This is a genomic window from Treponema porcinum (assembly GCF_900167145.1).
GTDB classification, from domain to species: domain Bacteria; phylum Spirochaetota; class Spirochaetia; order Treponematales; family Treponemataceae; genus Treponema_D; species Treponema_D porcinum.
In genome coordinates this window covers 22,730-39,322 of record NZ_FUWG01000011.1, presented here as the reverse complement: position 1 = coordinate 39,322, position 16,593 = coordinate 22,730, and the positions used below count along the sequence as shown (strand labels likewise).

Annotated in this window: 14 protein-coding genes, 1 tRNA gene and 1 other RNA gene; 7 read left to right on the top strand and 9 right to left on the bottom strand. The window is 44.5% G+C overall.

Translation table 11 applies throughout. The annotated features are described in order from the left end of the window. Nucleotides 1–66: 66 nt before the first annotated feature. The 3 genes from B5D55_RS07880 to feoB form a co-directional block, all read right to left on the bottom strand. Complete coding sequence (locus B5D55_RS07880; RefSeq protein WP_078933464.1) at nt 67–1,032, bottom strand: Hsp33 family molecular chaperone HslO; 966 nt, start codon at nt 1,030–1,032, stop codon at nt 67–69. A gap of 107 nt (nt 1,033–1,139) precedes the next feature. Continuing rightward, nucleotides 1,140–1,511: a transfer-messenger RNA gene (gene ssrA / locus B5D55_RS07875) on the bottom strand. A 128-nt stretch (nt 1,512–1,639) separates the two neighbouring features. Then, on the bottom strand, nt 1,640–3,994 hold the full coding sequence (gene feoB, locus B5D55_RS07870; protein ID WP_078933463.1) for a ferrous iron transport protein B: 2,355 nt from the start codon (nt 3,992–3,994) through the stop codon (nt 1,640–1,642). A gap of 121 nt (nt 3,995–4,115) precedes the next feature. Between feoB and thrS the strand changes: the two genes are divergently transcribed. Together thrS and B5D55_RS07860 are read left to right on the top strand one after the other, a co-directional pair. Beyond that, nucleotides 4,116–5,867, top strand: a complete 1,752-nt coding sequence (gene thrS, locus B5D55_RS07865; RefSeq protein ID WP_078933462.1) for a threonine--tRNA ligase — start codon at nt 4,116–4,118, stop codon at nt 5,865–5,867. 118 nt (nt 5,868–5,985) lie between these two features. Next, complete coding sequence (locus tag B5D55_RS07860; RefSeq protein WP_078933461.1) at nt 5,986–6,165, top strand: hypothetical protein; 180 nt, start codon at nt 5,986–5,988, stop codon at nt 6,163–6,165. Between the two features lie 33 nt (nt 6,166–6,198). Here B5D55_RS07860 and B5D55_RS07855 read toward each other — a convergent pair whose 3' ends face one another. Then, a complete protein-coding gene (locus B5D55_RS07855; protein ID WP_078933460.1) occupies nt 6,199–8,511 on the bottom strand; it encodes an alpha-L-rhamnosidase-related protein in 2,313 nt (770 codons plus the stop codon). 171 nt (nt 8,512–8,682) lie between these two features. Further along, nucleotides 8,683–9,522, bottom strand: a complete 840-nt coding sequence (locus B5D55_RS07850; protein WP_078933459.1) for a DUF5718 family protein — start codon at nt 9,520–9,522, stop codon at nt 8,683–8,685. Between the two features lie 82 nt (nt 9,523–9,604). On the opposite strand from B5D55_RS07850, the gene B5D55_RS11595 reads away from it, so the two are divergent. The 5 genes from B5D55_RS11595 (at nt 9,605) to B5D55_RS07830 (ending at nt 12,901) form a co-directional block, all read left to right on the top strand. Beyond that, nucleotides 9,605–9,757 carry a hypothetical protein gene (locus B5D55_RS11595; RefSeq protein ID WP_159446185.1) on the top strand — a complete coding sequence of 51 codons (153 nt, stop codon included), beginning with the start codon at nt 9,605–9,607 and terminating at the stop codon, nt 9,755–9,757. A 115-nt stretch (nt 9,758–9,872) separates the two neighbouring features. Beyond that, entirely contained in the window at nt 9,873–10,826 is a 954-nt protein-coding gene (locus B5D55_RS07845) for an ABC transporter substrate-binding protein (RefSeq protein WP_078933458.1), read from the top strand. An 80-nt stretch (nt 10,827–10,906) separates the two neighbouring features. Beyond that, on the top strand, nt 10,907–11,980 hold the full coding sequence (locus tag B5D55_RS07840; protein WP_078933457.1) for an ABC transporter permease: 1,074 nt from the start codon (nt 10,907–10,909) through the stop codon (nt 11,978–11,980). Continuing rightward, entirely contained in the window at nt 11,974–12,759 is a 786-nt protein-coding gene (locus B5D55_RS07835) for an ABC transporter ATP-binding protein (protein ID WP_078933456.1), read from the top strand. Before B5D55_RS07840 ends, B5D55_RS07835 begins: the two co-directional genes overlap by 7 nt. 69 nt (nt 12,760–12,828) lie before the next feature. Continuing rightward, nucleotides 12,829–12,901: transfer RNA gene (locus B5D55_RS07830), tRNA-Pro, on the top strand. Between the two features lie 87 nt (nt 12,902–12,988). Here the strand turns inward: B5D55_RS07830 and mtaB are convergent. From mtaB to truB, 4 genes are read right to left on the bottom strand one after another with little or no spacing between them, the layout of a single operon-like run. After that, nucleotides 12,989–14,413 (bottom strand): tRNA (N(6)-L-threonylcarbamoyladenosine(37)-C(2))-methylthiotransferase MtaB, encoded by a 1,425-nt coding sequence (mtaB, locus tag B5D55_RS07825; protein ID WP_234975406.1) that lies wholly within the window; start codon nt 14,411–14,413, stop codon nt 12,989–12,991. A gap of 11 nt (nt 14,414–14,424) precedes the next feature. Further along, nucleotides 14,425–15,057, bottom strand: coding sequence for a tetratricopeptide repeat protein (locus B5D55_RS07820; RefSeq protein ID WP_078933454.1), 633 nt, complete (start codon nt 15,055–15,057; stop codon nt 14,425–14,427). Between the two features lie 16 nt (nt 15,058–15,073). Then, nucleotides 15,074–15,433: a bactofilin family protein gene (locus B5D55_RS07815; RefSeq protein ID WP_078933453.1), complete on the bottom strand. Its 360-nt coding sequence runs from the start codon at nt 15,431–15,433 to the stop codon at nt 15,074–15,076. Between the two features lie 52 nt (nt 15,434–15,485). Next, a complete protein-coding gene (truB, locus tag B5D55_RS07810; RefSeq protein ID WP_078933452.1) occupies nt 15,486–16,574 on the bottom strand; it encodes a tRNA pseudouridine(55) synthase TruB in 1,089 nt (362 codons plus the stop codon). Between the last annotated feature and the right edge of the window lie 19 nt (nt 16,575–16,593).

The following is a 16,593-nucleotide window of genomic DNA, read 5'->3' as shown; positions in this document are numbered from 1 at the left end:
AATAGTTAAAATATAATATCAAGAAAAAAGATAGTCAACAAATTTACACATCCCGGCTTTCAGCCGTTACTGCTGGAGTTTTTCAACCGAAATCGTATAAACGCTTCCGCAGTTCCTGCACTGAATTTCAAGCGGTTCTTTCTTGCGAAGAATATCATCGCGCTCCTGTTTTGGGAGCATCTTAATATAATTTGCAAAAGTTTCCTCCGAGCAAGGACAGTCATAGCGGATGTCACGCCTGAGCGCAATCGAAGGTGTAAACTCACGGAACAGTCCGTAGACAATATCTTCTATTTTTCCGCACTCGCTGAACCACTGCCCGAGCGAAGGCGCAGTTTTAAATGCCATTTCAACTCTTCCCAGAAACTGTTCGTCTGCTTCTGCGTCGGAAGAACTGCTCTTTGAAGCTCCGCTGTTATTCTTTCCGCCTGTTTCCGGCATCACCTGAAGGAACATTCCGCCTGCGCCGATTATACGCCCATGCCGGTCAAACTGAATTCCAGTATTGAATGCCGTTGAAATCTGCTCGGACTGCTTATAATACCACGCAAGATCTTCTGCAATATTACCGGAATTAACTTCTACAGTAGAAATATGAGGCGCAGAATCTTCCTTATGAATGCGGGAAACGGACATCGAGCCAGTTCCTAAAAACGGCTTCAAATCCCAGTTTTCCAAAGGCTTATCTACAGGAATATGCTCATTATACAAAAAACCGCGCACATACCCGGTAGAATCAGCTTCTACGGAAAAGCCTGCGGCAGGCCCGTCAACATCATATTTCCAGCACAGATGTTCCTGCCCTTTCATCAGCGGAATCATAAGCGCGGCGCACAAAGAGGCCTGCCCAAGTACAAGACTTTCCAGAATTCCAAGATTATGCTGTGCGCGCATCTGGTTTACAAAACGCGTACCGTGAAAAAGCGCACCTCTTATTCGTCCGTCAGCCATTACAAAAACAGCCATCTCGTCTTTTGGCAGCGCATTGATTTTTTCAACAAGCTCCTTGTCTGCAATTTCAATTTTTTTCATAATTCCCTGCCTTTTTCAAAATCAAATGCCGTCCGCCGGCTAAAATCCGCTTCTGAGCATAGAAAAAATTTGGCTAACTTCTTGAACACAAAAAGTTAGCCAAAATAAAGTGGAGATGGGGGGAATTGAACCCCCGTCCGGGTGTGTAATCCAAGCGCCTCTACAAGTTTAGTAATGCGAGGTATTTGTCGGGAAAAGGTAGCAGCATTACAAGCGTCTTTTCCTTATTCCAGCTGATTGTCATCTGCAACGGCTGAAAGCATTGCAAATCAAGTTCCGGTTGGCATCAGAACAGACCGCTGTTCGGAACAGCACAGCAGAAGTTCCGTGCTCACTGACTAAGCAGCAAGAGCAAACTGTTCGTCTGAAGAATCTTCTTCTTCTCTACGTTTTGCAGTTATTTTTTTGTCAGTTTAGGGCACCTTCACGCCCACCTGCAGCACAGGGGTTCCCGCATCCGTCGAAACCGGTGCACCCCCAATCAGATTTTTTTTCAAAATCTTCCATAAATATACAGGCAGAACAGCTAAAAGTCAACATTTTAAGGCATTTATGGCATCACGATAGGGAAAAACGAATTACGTTTTCCCTTAAAATCAAAAGTAAGTCAGAACAAAAGAAGGACAGAATGCGCCAGTAACGCACACAGCCAGGCAACTGCGCATTGCAAAATCACAACGGAAACTGCCCATTTTGCGCCAAGTTCCCTGTTAATTGACGCAACGGCGGCAACGCACGGAGTATACAGCAGGCAGAATACAAGAAGCGCAAATGCCGCAGGAACATCAAGAAGTCCTGAAAGAACGGCGGTTGAACCAAGAAGCACGGAAAGCGTAGAAACGACACTTTCTTTTGCAATAAAGCCTGCAATCAGCGCAGTGGAAATCCGCCAGTCGCCGAAACCAAGAGGTCTGAACACAGGAACAAGCATTCCTGCGGCGGATGCAAGAATACTCTTCTGAGAATCTTCAACAACGTTCAGATGAACGTCAAATGTCTGCAAAAACCAGATGACGATAGTCGCAACAAAAATAACGGTAAACGCTTTCTGTAAAAAATCCTTTGCTTTTTCCCACAAAAGGCGGGAAACGTTTTTTACGCCCGGCAGACGATAGTTCGGAAGTTCCATAACAAACGGAACAGGCTCTCCCTTAAACAAAGAGCCTTTAAAAACAAACGCAACGGCAATTCCTGCCGCAATTCCGATAAAATACAAAAGCACCATAACAAGCGCCGGATATGACGGAAAAAAAGCTGCCGTAAAAAAGGCATAAACAGGAAGTTTTGCGCTGCAACTCATAAACGGAATAAGCATAATCGTCATTTTTCTGTCGCGCTCGGACGGCAGCGTACGACTTGACATAACGCCCGGAACGGAACAGCCGAATCCGATAAGAAGAGGAACGATACTTCTGCCGGAAAGTCCGAGTTTACGAAGCAGTTTATCCATTACAAACGCAATGCGCGCCATATAACCTGTATCTTCCAGCAGCGAAAGAAAGAAAAACAGCGTAACGATAACCGGCAGAAACGAAAGAACGCTTCCGACTCCGCTGAAAATACCGTCAATGACAAGCGAATGAAGAACCTCATTCACGCTAAGTGCAGAAAGCGCCCTGTCCGCAGCATCCGTAAGAAAAGAAATTCCGGCTTCAAGAAGCTGCTGAAGCCCTGCTCCTACAACATTAAACGTAAGAAAAAACACAAGCGCCATAATCGCCGCAAAAGACGGAAGCGCCGTATATTTTCCGGTAAGAATTTTATCTATCCGCCGGCTTCGCTCACGCTCTGCACTTTCGCGGGGTTTTACGACGCATTTTTCAGCCAGTTTTTCGATAAAAGAAAAGCGCATATCGGCAATTGCAGCAGCCCTGTCCAGTCCCCGCTCCTCCTCCATCTGAACGATAATATGCTCTATCATTTCTTTTTCGTTTTTGGAAATTGCAAGGGCTTCCATAACGTGCGCATCGCCCTCAACAAGTTTTGTCGCCGCAAAACGCACGGGAATTCCAGCGTATTCTGCGTGGTCATAAATAAGATGCATAATGGCGTGAAGGCAACGGTGAACAGCACCGCCGTTTTCAGATTCGTCACAAAAGTCAGTACGTCCCGGTCTTTCCTGATATTTCGCCACGTGAAGCGCGTGACCTACAAGTTCGTCTATTCCTTCATTTTTATAGGCAGAAATCGGAACGACAGGAATTCCAAGCATAGATTCCATCGCGTTTATGTCAATGTGTCCGCCGTTCCCGGTAAGTTCATCCATCATATTAAGCGCAAGCACCATAGGAACTTCAAGTTCCATAAGCTGCATTGAAAGGTACAGATTGCGCTCGATGTTCGTTGCATCAACAATATTGATTATGCCGGTCGGTTTTTCTTCCAGAATGAACTGGCGGCTCACAATTTCTTCGCTTGTATACGGAGAAAGGGAGTAAATTCCCGGAAGGTCTGTTACAAGCGTATCAGGATGATTGATGATTGAGCCGCTCTTCCGGTCTACAGTAACTCCAGGAAAATTTCCGACATGCTGATTTGAACCGGTAAGCTGATTGAAAAGCGTTGTTTTTCCGCAGTTCTGATTTCCGGCAAGTGCAAACGTTATCGTTTTTCCTTCCGGGAGCGGATTTTCCGTTGCCTTTACGTGATATTTTCCGCCTTCACCCAATCCCGGATGTTCCTTGACAAGAACATCAGTTTCCTGAGAAGAAGGATTTTCGGCAGTTTCCGTACATACAGATTCTTTTTTTATCGTTATTTTTTTTGCGTCTGCAACGCGCAGTGTAAGTTCATAGCTGTGAATTCTGAATTCAATCGGATCTCCCATAGGGGCATATTTTATCAATTTTATTTTTGCGCCGGGAACAACGCCCATATCAAGAAAATGCTGGCGCAGGGAGCCGCTTCCTCCGACCGTAGAAACAGTTGCCGACTGACCGGCAGTAAGATCGTTCAATGTCATAGCGCAAACAGTATAGCATACCGTGCAAAAAATTGACAATGACATCACAAGTGTTTATACTATGGGAAATATTTAAAACTATTTATTATAGTCGAATTTGGTGTTTTCAGAGGTTAAAAAAATGGTTGACGAAAAATTACAGACTGTACGTCACTCTTGTGCCCACGTAATGGCAGAAGCTGTTTTAAATTTGTTCCCGGGAACAAAAATTGCAATCGGACCGGCTATTGACAACGGTTTTTATTATGATTTTGACTTTCCCGAAACCACCAGATTTTCAGAAGAACAGTTTGCCGCAGTTGAAAAAGAAATGCGCAGGATTATTTCAGGAAACCACGACTTTGTGAGAAAGGAAGTATCCAAAGAAGAAGCGCTTAAACTGTTCAAGGACCAGCCGTATAAAGTCGAACTGATAAACGATTTGCCGGAAAGCTCCGTCATCACAACGTATGAACAGGACGGCTACATTGACTTGTGCCGCGGACCGCATGTTGCAAACACAAAAGAAATAAACGGACAGGCATTCAAGCTGACAAAAGTTGCAGGCGCGTACTGGCGCGGCGATTCTGACAGGCAGATGCTCACGCGCGTTTACGCAGTCTGCTTTTATAAGCCGCAGGAACTGAAAGACTATCTTACAATGCTTGCAGAGGCAGAAAAACGTGACCACAGAAAACTCGGCGTTGAAATGGATTTATTCCATCTTGACCCGGAAGATCCGGGACAGATTTTCTGGCACCCTAACGGATGGTCAATTTACACGACAATTCAAGACTATATGCGCAGGCAAATTCGCCGCGACGGTTACCTTGAGGTGAATACACCTGCAATTATGCCGCGTTCTTTGTGGGAGCGTTCCGGTCACTGGGGACACTACCAGAAAAATATGTTCATTACCGAAAGCGAAAAGCGGCTTTTTGCAATAAAGCCGATGAACTGCCCGGGTGCAATCGAAATTTTCAAGAGCAAGCAGCGTTCTTACAAAGATTTGCCGCTTCGCCTTGCAGAATTCGGACACGACGTACGCAACGAACCAAGCGGAACTCTTCACGGCGTAATGAGGGTGCGCGGCTTTGTTCAGGACGATGCGCATATTCTTTGTACGGAAGAACAGATTGGAAGCGAAGTTGCAAAATTCTGCCGGCTTCTCCGGAACATATATCGTGATTTCGGTTTCAATGACCTTGTCGTAAAATTCAGTACTATGCCGGAAGATCACGTAGGTGATTTAGCAACTTGGGAACACGCAGAAAAAGCTCTGGCAGATGCGTGCCACGAAGCAGGACTTGAATATGAGCTTCAGCCTGGTGAAGGCGCATTCTACGGTCCTAAGCTTGAATTCAAGCTTTACGATACGCTCGGTCGTGAATGGCAGTGCGGAACAATTCAGGTTGACTATCAGCTGCCGTCAGCAGAGCGCCTTGATGCAACGTACATCGGAAGCGACAACCAGAAGCACCATCCAGTTATGCTCCACCGCGCCGTACTCGGTTCGTTCGAGCGATTCATCGGCATTCTTATTGAAAACTTCGCAGGAAACTTCCCGACCTGGCTTGCATTTGAGCAGGTTGCAATCGTTCCTGTATCAAATAATTATGACGAATACGCAGCAAAAGTAAACGAAGCGCTGCTCGCAAATGACATCCGCACAAACGCATATCTTTCAGACGATAATATGAGAAACAAGATAAAGGTGATTACAAAAGAACACAAAACACCGTACATTCTTGTTGTCGGAGAAAACGAGCAGAAAGACGGAACTGTAACCGTAAGATTCCGCCAGTCAAGCGGACTTGAACAGAAAACAATGAAACTTGAAGAATTCATTGCATACGTTCAGGAAAAAGACAGAACTCGCTTTGTCGGAATTTAATACGTTTCGCATACAATAAAAACGGGCTGTACGAACGGACAAAAAACCTGCATATCGCAGTTACCGGGTCGTACAGCCTTTTTTTCAGCTCATTACGCAAACAGAAACGAAGGCAAATATGGACGATAACGAATATTATAAAATGATGCGAAACCAGTATTCTCACCATATACAGAAAAAGACTGACAGGACATCAGGTTTTACAAAATGGAACTCCCGACAGGGAAGAGAGGATGCGGAAATGCTTGCGGAAAAAAACAGTTCTGATTTTGAAAAGCCTGAACAGCCGGAAGAATAGCGGCTGCCTGAAAAACAGCCACACCGCGCAATTCTATCGGCTTTCTATCGGTTCAATTCTTGAAACGCGAACCAAATCAACGTAAATATCATTCAGTTTATGATGCTGTGTATAGCAGAACGAATCAGAAGCAAGGGTGATTGTATGCGTTCCTTTAGAAAGGCGGACTGTTACAGGCGCACTGAATGCCCAGGAAGCCCAGCCACCCTGCTGAGGGAAAGCAATTCTCCGGACAAGTTCGCCGTCAGCAAGAACAGCCCTTACCGCGCATTTTTCGCCAGTATTTACAGGTCCGTGACCGTTTTTAAACCGGAAGTCAATCGCATAAAGTCCGTCTTTTTTTGCATTGAACGTAAACGTAATGAAATCACCCTCCTCTGCACCCCATTCTTTTACATATTTTCCGTAATTAGAAACGACCTTTTCCAAATCATACGAAACTGCCGCCTTTACAGGATCAAGAGAATCTTCCTGCGCAATAAAACCGCCGCTTACATCTGCATTCTCCGCCTCAAGCAGAACTGTATTTGCCGCAGACTCAACGCGCACAAACGTTCCCGGAAGAACCGGCACAGAATCTGAAGAAACGGCAGTTACAGAATATACGGCGGCATTCTTTCCTCCGCGAACAGTTATCGAGCGATCTGTAGTTTTTGCAAAAACAGCGCCGTCTTTCATCACCGTAAAACCGTCTGCATTTTTCTGCTTCCAGCTTATAAACGCCTTATTTTTTTCCATAGAAACGGACGCAAGCGGAACTGCCGGCTGAACGTCATCTGCATTAAAAGCAAATGTTTTTTCCTTTGCAGCCGCATACGAATTTTTATATAACTGCGATTTTTCAACGTAAATTTCAACAGAAACAGTACCGGAATTATACGGAATAACATAGTCATTCGGAACAGTTTTTCCGTTCACCATAAACGAAACAACAGTTCCGCCATTACCGGAAATATGCAGATTCAGAACAGTATTTCCTATGGAAACGCCTTTTGCCGTTATTCCGTCCGTAAACGAATCGAACACAAGAGGTGAAACCGCAATGCCGTCTGAACGAGGTTCTATTCCGCAGAGAATGCGGTATATATATGCAAGAAACGCCGCATCCGACCACAGTTGCCTGTCAGAATTCGTCTGCGTATCTTCCGTACATTTTGATGCAACGTAATTTTCCTTAAACGAGCGGAACATCGCTGCACAGTAGAGCATTGCGGCAAATTCATTCTCGCATACGGCTGCATCACCGGCTTTTTTTGCCGCAAGTCCGCGAAATCCCTGTACAAAAGGCCAGACGGCATCATTATGATACGGAGGAACAGCGGAAAGCTGCGGAGCAACAACGCTCATTCCCCATTTACCTGGCTTTACGGCATTTATAATAGAAAGAAAATCTCCGTTATCCGCAACATCATACAAAACGGCAAGCGACTCGCCCAGAGTTTCATAGCCCTGATACAAAACCGTATCTATATTTGAAATAAGATATGCACCGAAATATTTTTTTTCAGAAATCCAGAAGTGACTTATAATGGCATTTCTTAGAGATTCTGCACGGCTGTTCCACAAGTGGGCTTCTTCATCGCGGTTAAAACGTTCTGCAATAGAAGCGGCATTTTTCATTGCTGAATAATAAAGAACATTCGTACCAAGCGCACAGCTTTCTGCAATATAGATACTGTCCATCCACCGGGGATAAGTCTGTTCGCGCCAGTCAAGAAAACTAGTTTCTCCGCGGAACAGCTGAAGCCGGCTGTCATAGTTTACGTTGAAATCATAGCTGATTGTACTTGTGATGACGTCATACACTTTCTGAAAATACACATCATCCTGCTTTACAAGCGCATATTCATACGCCGCGCTTCCCCAGACAATTCTGTCCGTACTCACCGGGTAACTTCCGCCGGAACCGGTATCCTGAAGGATAATGCCGTTTTCAACGCGGCTTTCAAGCGATTTTTCAACAGTCTCTGGAAACAGGAATGAAAGCGAAAGGCTTACGGCATACGACATATCGCGCGTCCAGGCGGTAGGCCAGTTTGCACCGGCGGCAAAAACACCGTTTTTATTTATGTTCAGTTCAGTTTCTTCAAGCGCCATTTCGGTAAAATAGTCGACAAGTTCATCGCCTGTGTGAACCTGAGAACGCTTTTTGACGTTCCGCGTATATTCCCTGCCGTCATACACAGTCTTTAAAACACCGCCAGAAACGGACGCACAGTTTTCATCAATAAGAGAACGCACAGACGAACCGGAAATAACAAATGCTTCTGACGTATACACATAGGAAAAAGACGGAAGCGAACCTAATGCAAATGCACACACAATCACACAAAAAGCTTTTTTCACCGTTACCTCCCGTAAAAAGTCAAAGAGATTGTTTCGACAATCGATTTGACTTTTTTACGCCTCTTCGCAATGAAATGAGAAGAGGCAGTTGATAATAAAGTTCGCAACGCGAACTTGTGAATAAAAACTTTGACGCTACCTTAGCCAAAGTTTTTATTACACCTCCACACCTTACAGAACAACTTTCTGCCGCAAAACAGAAATGTCTGCCTGCGGAAAGTCATTTTCCAAAACCATCGTTTTTATCTGTTCAGAATTATACACGTCCTCCGGATAGAGCACCACAACGGACTCATCACCATTCTGAAGAAAATTATTCTGTCCGAACGGAGTATAGCGCGTTGCACCGATAGAAATCATAATCTGCTCCGGACGTCCGCATTCATTCAAATATCCGTTAATATTTTCAGCAGGTCCTTCATCACGCTGACCGTTCAGCTTATCCAAAAGCCATTCCAGAAGAGTTCCGTAAATATAACTGTAGTTTCTAACTGCACTGTCCTCGCCATATTCATATACAGTACCGCCGCGCACAAGAAAACTTGCAATCCTGTAGCGGTCAAGAATTCCGCCGGCAGAAAAAAAGTCAATCGGAATGAGCGAAGACGAAAATCCCTTGCTCGAAGCACCCCAGTTTTTTTTCAGGCTGATTTTTTTTGCGCCTTCTTTTCTTATTGAACAGTCATTTGAAGCACCAAAACACAGCGGCACAAGCGACTCTATAACATCACCGTTCCAGTGCGCCCGAAAGACAACTGCACATTCCGGTTCTATCTGAACTTTTTTCTCACCTTCCAGAAAACGAATTTCCAGACTGTCAAACGGAAAGACACCTAAAAAAGAAGGGACAGTTCCGCACGCGCCCGGAATATACGTAGGAAAAACAGCTTTCGGCGCATTTTCCGCCGCCGCAACAGATACAAAATCAGCAGCTTCACCTGCCTGTTCAAGATGACCGGTAAAATTTCCGGCAACGCCGAAACACGCCGTATTTTTCAATTCAATTTTCATAGCAGCTCCATATTTGACAGAACGATACATAGAAGGTAAATTCATACTATATCAAACTTTTATAAAAATCTACGAGGAAAAAATGACGGAAACATTTTCAGACTGGACTTCCTACGATGCATGGCTCGTCAAGAACTACGAACAGTACGCAGTCTACAAACTTGATGAAAAAGACGGCAAAGTCGTTGCAGAATACCGGGACAAAAGCACAACTGCGGCACCGGAAAAAAAATAAGAAATATCTGTAAATTCGTAATTATTCTATTGCGTGATAAAAAATGACAATTTATAATAGATGATATATTTTATCTCTGACGGTGCAGGCGCACCTCAGTAGGCTAGGAGTTATCATGAAAAAGTCATTTTTATTGGCAGCGGCAGCAGCAGCCGCATTTACAGTAGGATTATCCGGCTGTTCTAAAAAGGCAGACGGAAAAATCAAAATCGGAATCATTCAGCTTGTAGAACATACTGCACTGGATGCAAACTACAAGGGGTTTGTAGACGGTCTTGCAGAAGCAGGATATGAAAACGGGAAAAACATATCCATTGACTACCAGAATGCACAGAATGAACAGGCAAACTGCGCAACAATCGCACAGAAATTCATAAACGATCAGGACGACCTGATTTTTGCAATCGCAACACCGGCAGCACAGGCTGTTGCAAACCTTACAAAAAACATTCCTGTAGTTGTTTCATCAGTTACAGATCCTGAATCTGCAAAACTTGTAAAATCAAACGCAAAACCAGGAACAAACGTTACAGGTACGTCTGACCTTACACCTTGCGAAGCACAGATTGGACTTCTTAAAAAAATCGTTCCAGATGCAAAAACAGTCGGAATGCTCTACTGCTCAAACGAACAGAATTCTTTTTTCCAGATTGCAATTGCAAAAGCAGCCTGTGACAAGATTGGACTTTCATACATTGACGCTACAGTTTCAAACTCAAACGAACTTCAGCAGGTTGTACAGAGCCTCGTCGGAAAAGTAGATGCCATTTATACACCGACAGACAACATGATTGCAGCCGGAATGGCAACTGTAGCACAGGTTGCAAACCAGAACAAAATTCCTGTAATCAGCGGCGAAGCCGGAATGGTTCAGTCTGGTGCGCTTGCAACTTACGGAATCGACTATTATGAACTTGGAAAACAGACTGCAAAAATGGCTGTAGAAATTATCCGCGACGGAAAAAATCCTGCGGAAATGCCTATCCAGTATCTGGAAAACTGCACGCTTGCAGTAAACGAAAGCACACGTGATGCACTTGGAATTACAATTCCGGCAGACCTTAAATAATACAAACTAAAAAACACAGGGCTGTCTGAAAATGCGAACGTATTTTCACAGGCAGCCCTCTTACTTTTCTGGAGTTACAAATGGGCATTTTACTGGCAATGGAAGGCGCAGTTTCGCAGGGTATTCTGTGGGGACTTATGACGCTTGGTGTATACCTCACATTCAGAATACTGAACATTGCAGATATGACGGTAGACGGAAGCTTTGCGGTCGGAGGAGCAGTAACAGCCGTCCTTATTTCCTGCGGAATGAATCCGGTTCTTTCACTTCTATTCGCTTTTATTATGGGAACTTTAACTGGTCTTGTTACAGGATTTATGAATACAAAACTAAAAATCAACATCCTGCTTGCAAGTATCCTTACGCAGATAGCGTTGTATTCTATAAATATCCGCATTATGGGAAAATCAAACATCCCTCTTCTTACCCTGCCGGGCTTAGAAGGCGAAAAGCGAACTTTTTTTCAAAATCTGAAATCTTTTTATTCCGGTGCTTTAAATCGGAATGTAAACATAAAAACGATTATGACTTCAATTTCTGAATGGACAGGTTTTTCCGTTACGGCAGCATCGCTGGTTGTGGGAATTGTAATTGTCGTAATTATTGTAGCTGCTATGTACTGGTTCTTCGGAACGGAAATCGGAAGCGCAATCCGTGCTACGGGAAACAACGAACATATGGCGCGTGCGCTCGGCGTCAACACAGACATTGCAAAAATCATAGGGCTTATGATTTCCAACGGACTAGTCGCACTTTCCGGCGCTCTCGTAGCGCAAAGTCAGGGATATGCAGACGTAAGTATGGGAACAGGCGCAATCGTCGTAGGACTTGCATCCATCATCATCGGAGAAGTAATCTTCGGTTCGCATTTCGGCTTCTGGTATAAACTTCTTACTGCCGTACTTGGTTCTGTAATTTACAGGATTGTCATTGCAGTCGTCCTTCAGCTTGGTCTAAAATCAACTGACCTTAAGCTGCTCACAGCACTGATAGTTGCAGTTTCCCTTTCAGTTCCGGTTTTCAAGACAAAAATTGAAAGACGCAGGCGCGTACTGCCGGGTATGAACGTTAATGACGAAGAAAATACACGCCACGCCAACGTAATAAAGAAGCACAAGGACAAAGAACAGTTAAATGGAGAACCGAAATGCTAAAACTATTCAACATATCAAAAACTTTCAATCCGGGAACAATCACGGAGAAAAAAGCACTGAAAGGAATTGACCTTGAGCTTGATGACGGAGATTTCGTTACCGTTATAGGCGGAAACGGTGCCGGAAAATCAACGCTTTTAAATCTGATTGCCGGAGTTCACAGTACAGATACAGGTTCAATTTTTCTTGACGGACTTGATTTAACAGATATGCCTGAATTCAAGCGTGCAAAATATCTGGGACGCGTATTTCAGGATCCAATGATGGGAACTGCTGCAAATATGGAAATTGAAGAAAATCTTGCAATGGCAATGCGGCGCGGAAAAAAACGTGGTCTTTCCTGGCACATTCAGCCGTCGGAAGAAGCACTATACACCGAAAAACTCAAGCTGCTTGACCTTGGACTTGAAAACCGCCGCACTGCAAAAGTCGGGCTGCTTTCTGGCGGACAAAGACAGGCGCTTACCCTGCTTATGGCAACGCTCCAGAAACCAAAGCTTCTTCTGCTTGACGAACACACAGCGGCCCTTGACCCTAAAACTGCCAGAAAAGTGCTTGAACTTACAGAGCAGCTTGTTTCGCAGGAGCATCTTACAACTTTTATGGTAACCCACAATATGAAAGATGCAATCCGCTACGGAAACCGCCTTATTATGATGATGGAAGGCAGAATTGTATACGACGTGCGCGGAGAAGAAAAGAAAAACCTTAAGGTTGAAGATTTGCTTGCAAAATTCAGCCTGGCAGGAGAAATGAACGATAAATTATTGCTTGGATAATTTTCTTGTTTTTTACAGTTCTGTTATTGACACAGAATGTCAATTTCGATATAGTATTAACTACATCAACGGGATGTAGCGCAGCTGGTAGCGCGTCTGGTTTGGGACCAGGATGTCGCAGGTTCAAATCCTGTCATCCCGATTAAAAAAGACTCTTTCGATGAAAGAGTCTTTTTTATTTTTATGCCACGGTGAAAAGAAAAAAATCAGAGGATTTATTGACTGAATTTCATACAATTTCAGCAGTACAGTCAATTTCTCCGCCTTTTTTAGACAGAACGGCACTAATAATACGAACGAAAACAGCACTTCCCGGCTGTATTTTTTTATCAGAAGGCTTACGAATAATCTTGCAATGCAGGAAATTTTCCGTTACGGCGTGATACATCTCCATACCGTCAGCATAGACGGCAGGACGCTTAACAGTTTCCAGAACGGCACTGTACGTATTCCCTATGCACGATTCAATATAACGAATTTTACTTAAAGCCGCCCATTCGCCAAGAACACGGGCACGCTCACCGCTTACACTCTGCGGAATTTTCGGTTTCATAGCGCACGCAGGCGTTCCGGGACGTTCGCTGAACGGAAAAATATGTACCCATGCAAAACCGCAGTCACGGCACAAGGAAAGCGTATCTTCAAAATCAGAATCAGTTTCGCCCGGAAAACCGGTAATAATATCGCAGGCAAGGAACGGATTTTTCTTTGCATCCGACAGTTTTCTGCACGCAACCCTTACATCATCAGCCGTATACGCGCGCGCCATTCTCTTAAGGACAGAATCGCTGCCGCTCTGCACCGAAATGTGAAAATGAGGGCGCACCCGGCAATCCCTAATCACATCGCAGAAAAAATCGTCTGCAACTTCCGGATACAAACTTGAAATCCTAAAACATATTGAAGAAGTCTCTTCAAGGCAGAGTTTTAAAAGATGAGCAAAATCAATGTATCCGCTGTTATATGCACCGCGATACTGCCCGATATTCACGCCGGTAAAAACTACTTCGCTCTGCCCTGCGCTTTCCAGCTGCTTAACCCTGTCTATAACAGTCCGGGCATCAAGGGAAACGGAATGTCCCCTGGCAATATGAATAGTACAATATGAACAGGCATTATTGCATCCGTCCTGAATTTTTATTGATGAACGCGAATGGGCAAGAAATGAATCTGTAGAAAGTTTAAAGGCGTTTTCGCTGAAGCCGCTTTTCTCCGGTGCACGTGCACAAATTCCAGCCTTAAGAATAGCGGTAAAATCTGCGGCGCAAAACTCCGATTTTTCAGCAATAAAGGCGGATAATTCTGCGGCAACATCTTCAATACGGCTTTTTAAAAGTCCCGGAAGTGCGGCAATACGTTTGTCAATGGATTCTATATTTTCAGGAGAAAGCTGTGCGTAACAGCCGGTTACAAGAACAGCCGCACGCGGACATTTTTCCAGAAGCAGGCGTATAATCCGCCGGTTTTTCTGTTCCGCTTTCTGCGTAACGGCGCACGTATTTAAGACGCACAGAATAATGTCAGAGTCGACGGCAGACTTTGCCGTAAATGAAGAGAGCGATACGGAAAAAGATTTATCCAAAAAAATCCGCGCCGCACTTTCGCTTTCAATTTGATTTAAGCGGCAGCCGGTCGTTTCAAAATGAACCTTCACAATCGTAACGGCTACTGAATTTTTGAAGAAACGCGCGTTCTTCCTCGGTCAGCTTCTACGGAAGCAGGATTTAATCTGAGCGCCTCATCATAGGCATTTGCCGCTTCGTAATAATTCTTTGCCATTTCGCGGGCATAGCCAAGACGTACCCACCAGGAATCAAGGAGTGGCTCTTTTTTTACTGCCGCCGTAAGAGAAATGTCGGCATGCTGATAGCGCGCCTGGCGAATGTAAATTTCACCCATATAATAATAAGCAGTTCCAACGCGGCTTCCGCTCTCCGGTGCAGAAGAAACATACCTCTGGAACTGTTCCATTGCGCCGTTGTTTTTTCCAAGATAGTAGCGTGCCTCGCCCAAAATTTCTATAAGGCGCAAATCATACGGACTGATTTTCAGACCGTCGGTTGCACGCTGCTCTGCTTCGGAATACTGCTTGTTGCGTACAAGAGACCAGCACATAACAACATAAGACTCTATGCGATTCGGATTTTCAGCAAGTTCCTGTTCGCAGACAGCAACAGATTCCGCATATTTTCCGTTATTATACAGGACAAGCGCATCCTGTTTCATCTGCGAATAAAAAGGAATTGAACAGAAAAACATCAGAACCGCTATAAAAATACTCAGTTTCTTCTTAGACATACTTCCACCGCTCTTTTTATTTTACCATTGTACAACGACCGGAAAACGTACTGCCCGGTTCAAGAACAACGTGTTTTGAGGTAATATCACCGTCAAGAATTCCTGTTGATGAAACAAACACAAGATCACGGGCAGTTACATTTCCGTGAACCTTGCCTTTTATCAGGACACGCACTGCATTTATGTCAGCATTAACTTCCGAGCAGGAATCAATGACAAGATCGCTTGTAGCATCAATTTTTCCGTTCACTTTGCCGCGAATCATAAACGGCTTTATGAATTTTATATTACCGGTAAAACGAATTCCTGGTTCTAGGACAGTATCAAACGTATCATCTTCAATATCGAAGTAATCAGTTTCTTTTACATCAAACATATTCTTATTTTACCTACGAACTGTATTCTAGTCAACGCACAAAAGACGGCGGTCAGTGCTGTCCGAAAGATGAATTTACGAACGCATATCCAAAATATCCTTCGCAATCTTTCTGCAAAAGCCCTGCAAAACGCTCATCAGACGTAAAGACGGCGGCAAAATCTTCCTGTAACGTAAACGGTGAAACGTCAAACATAGCAGAACGGAGTTTTCCGCCGTTCCTGAAAACATTTTCCATATCTTTACGCACTGTAAGACAGGCAAAACCGCATTGTACGGCAATCTGCCTGTTCATATCGTACGCTTTTTCGCACACCTGGCGCTGTAAAAGTTCTTCCGCCGGCGAACCTTCCCTGTTATCCGGCATATATGATTTCCATTCACGGCGAGGAATTCCGCGCGCCTTCAAATCAAGTTCAAGCTGCGCACGCCGTTTTTCTGCGGCACAAAGCGTTTCTGCATTTTGAAGAGCACTTTCAATCGTAAAGTCAGGAAGCAAATCAAAACCGGCGGCATTTTCTACCGAAAACGAACCTACGCGAGTCCTGTACAGACCTGTAAGATGCGCGGCACTTCCGCATGCAGCACCAATATCGCGCGCAAGACTTCGTATATACGTTCCTTTTGAAACATTAAACAAAATGCGCACGGCAGAAACAGCACCGTCCTCATTGCATTTCCATTCAAGAATTTTTGAATTATAGACAGTTATCTGCCGCTCCGGCATTTCAGCTGACTTTCCGCTTCGTGCAATATCACTGGCGCGCTTTCCGTCAATATGAATTGCGGAAAAAAGCGGCGGACGCTGCATTAGCGTACCTGAAAACTGAGAAACGGCAGCCTCAACATTTTTTTTTGACGGCAAGGCAGCAGTCCGCACCACAGAACCAGTACATTCAAGGGTATCAGTTTCCGCGCCAAATTGAAGGACTGCCTCATATTCCTTGTCAAATTCAGTAATGCGCGAGGCAATACGGGTAAGGCTTCCGGCACAGACAACAAGCAGTCCGCTTGCAAAACTGTCTAAAGTACCGGTATGTCCTGCTTTTTTAGTACCCAGCGCATGTTTTATGGTAAACAACGATGAAAACGATGTCTGTCCCGGCTGCTTTGCAAACAAGACTATTTTATCAAAATCCATTGCAAATCCGTACCGTTAC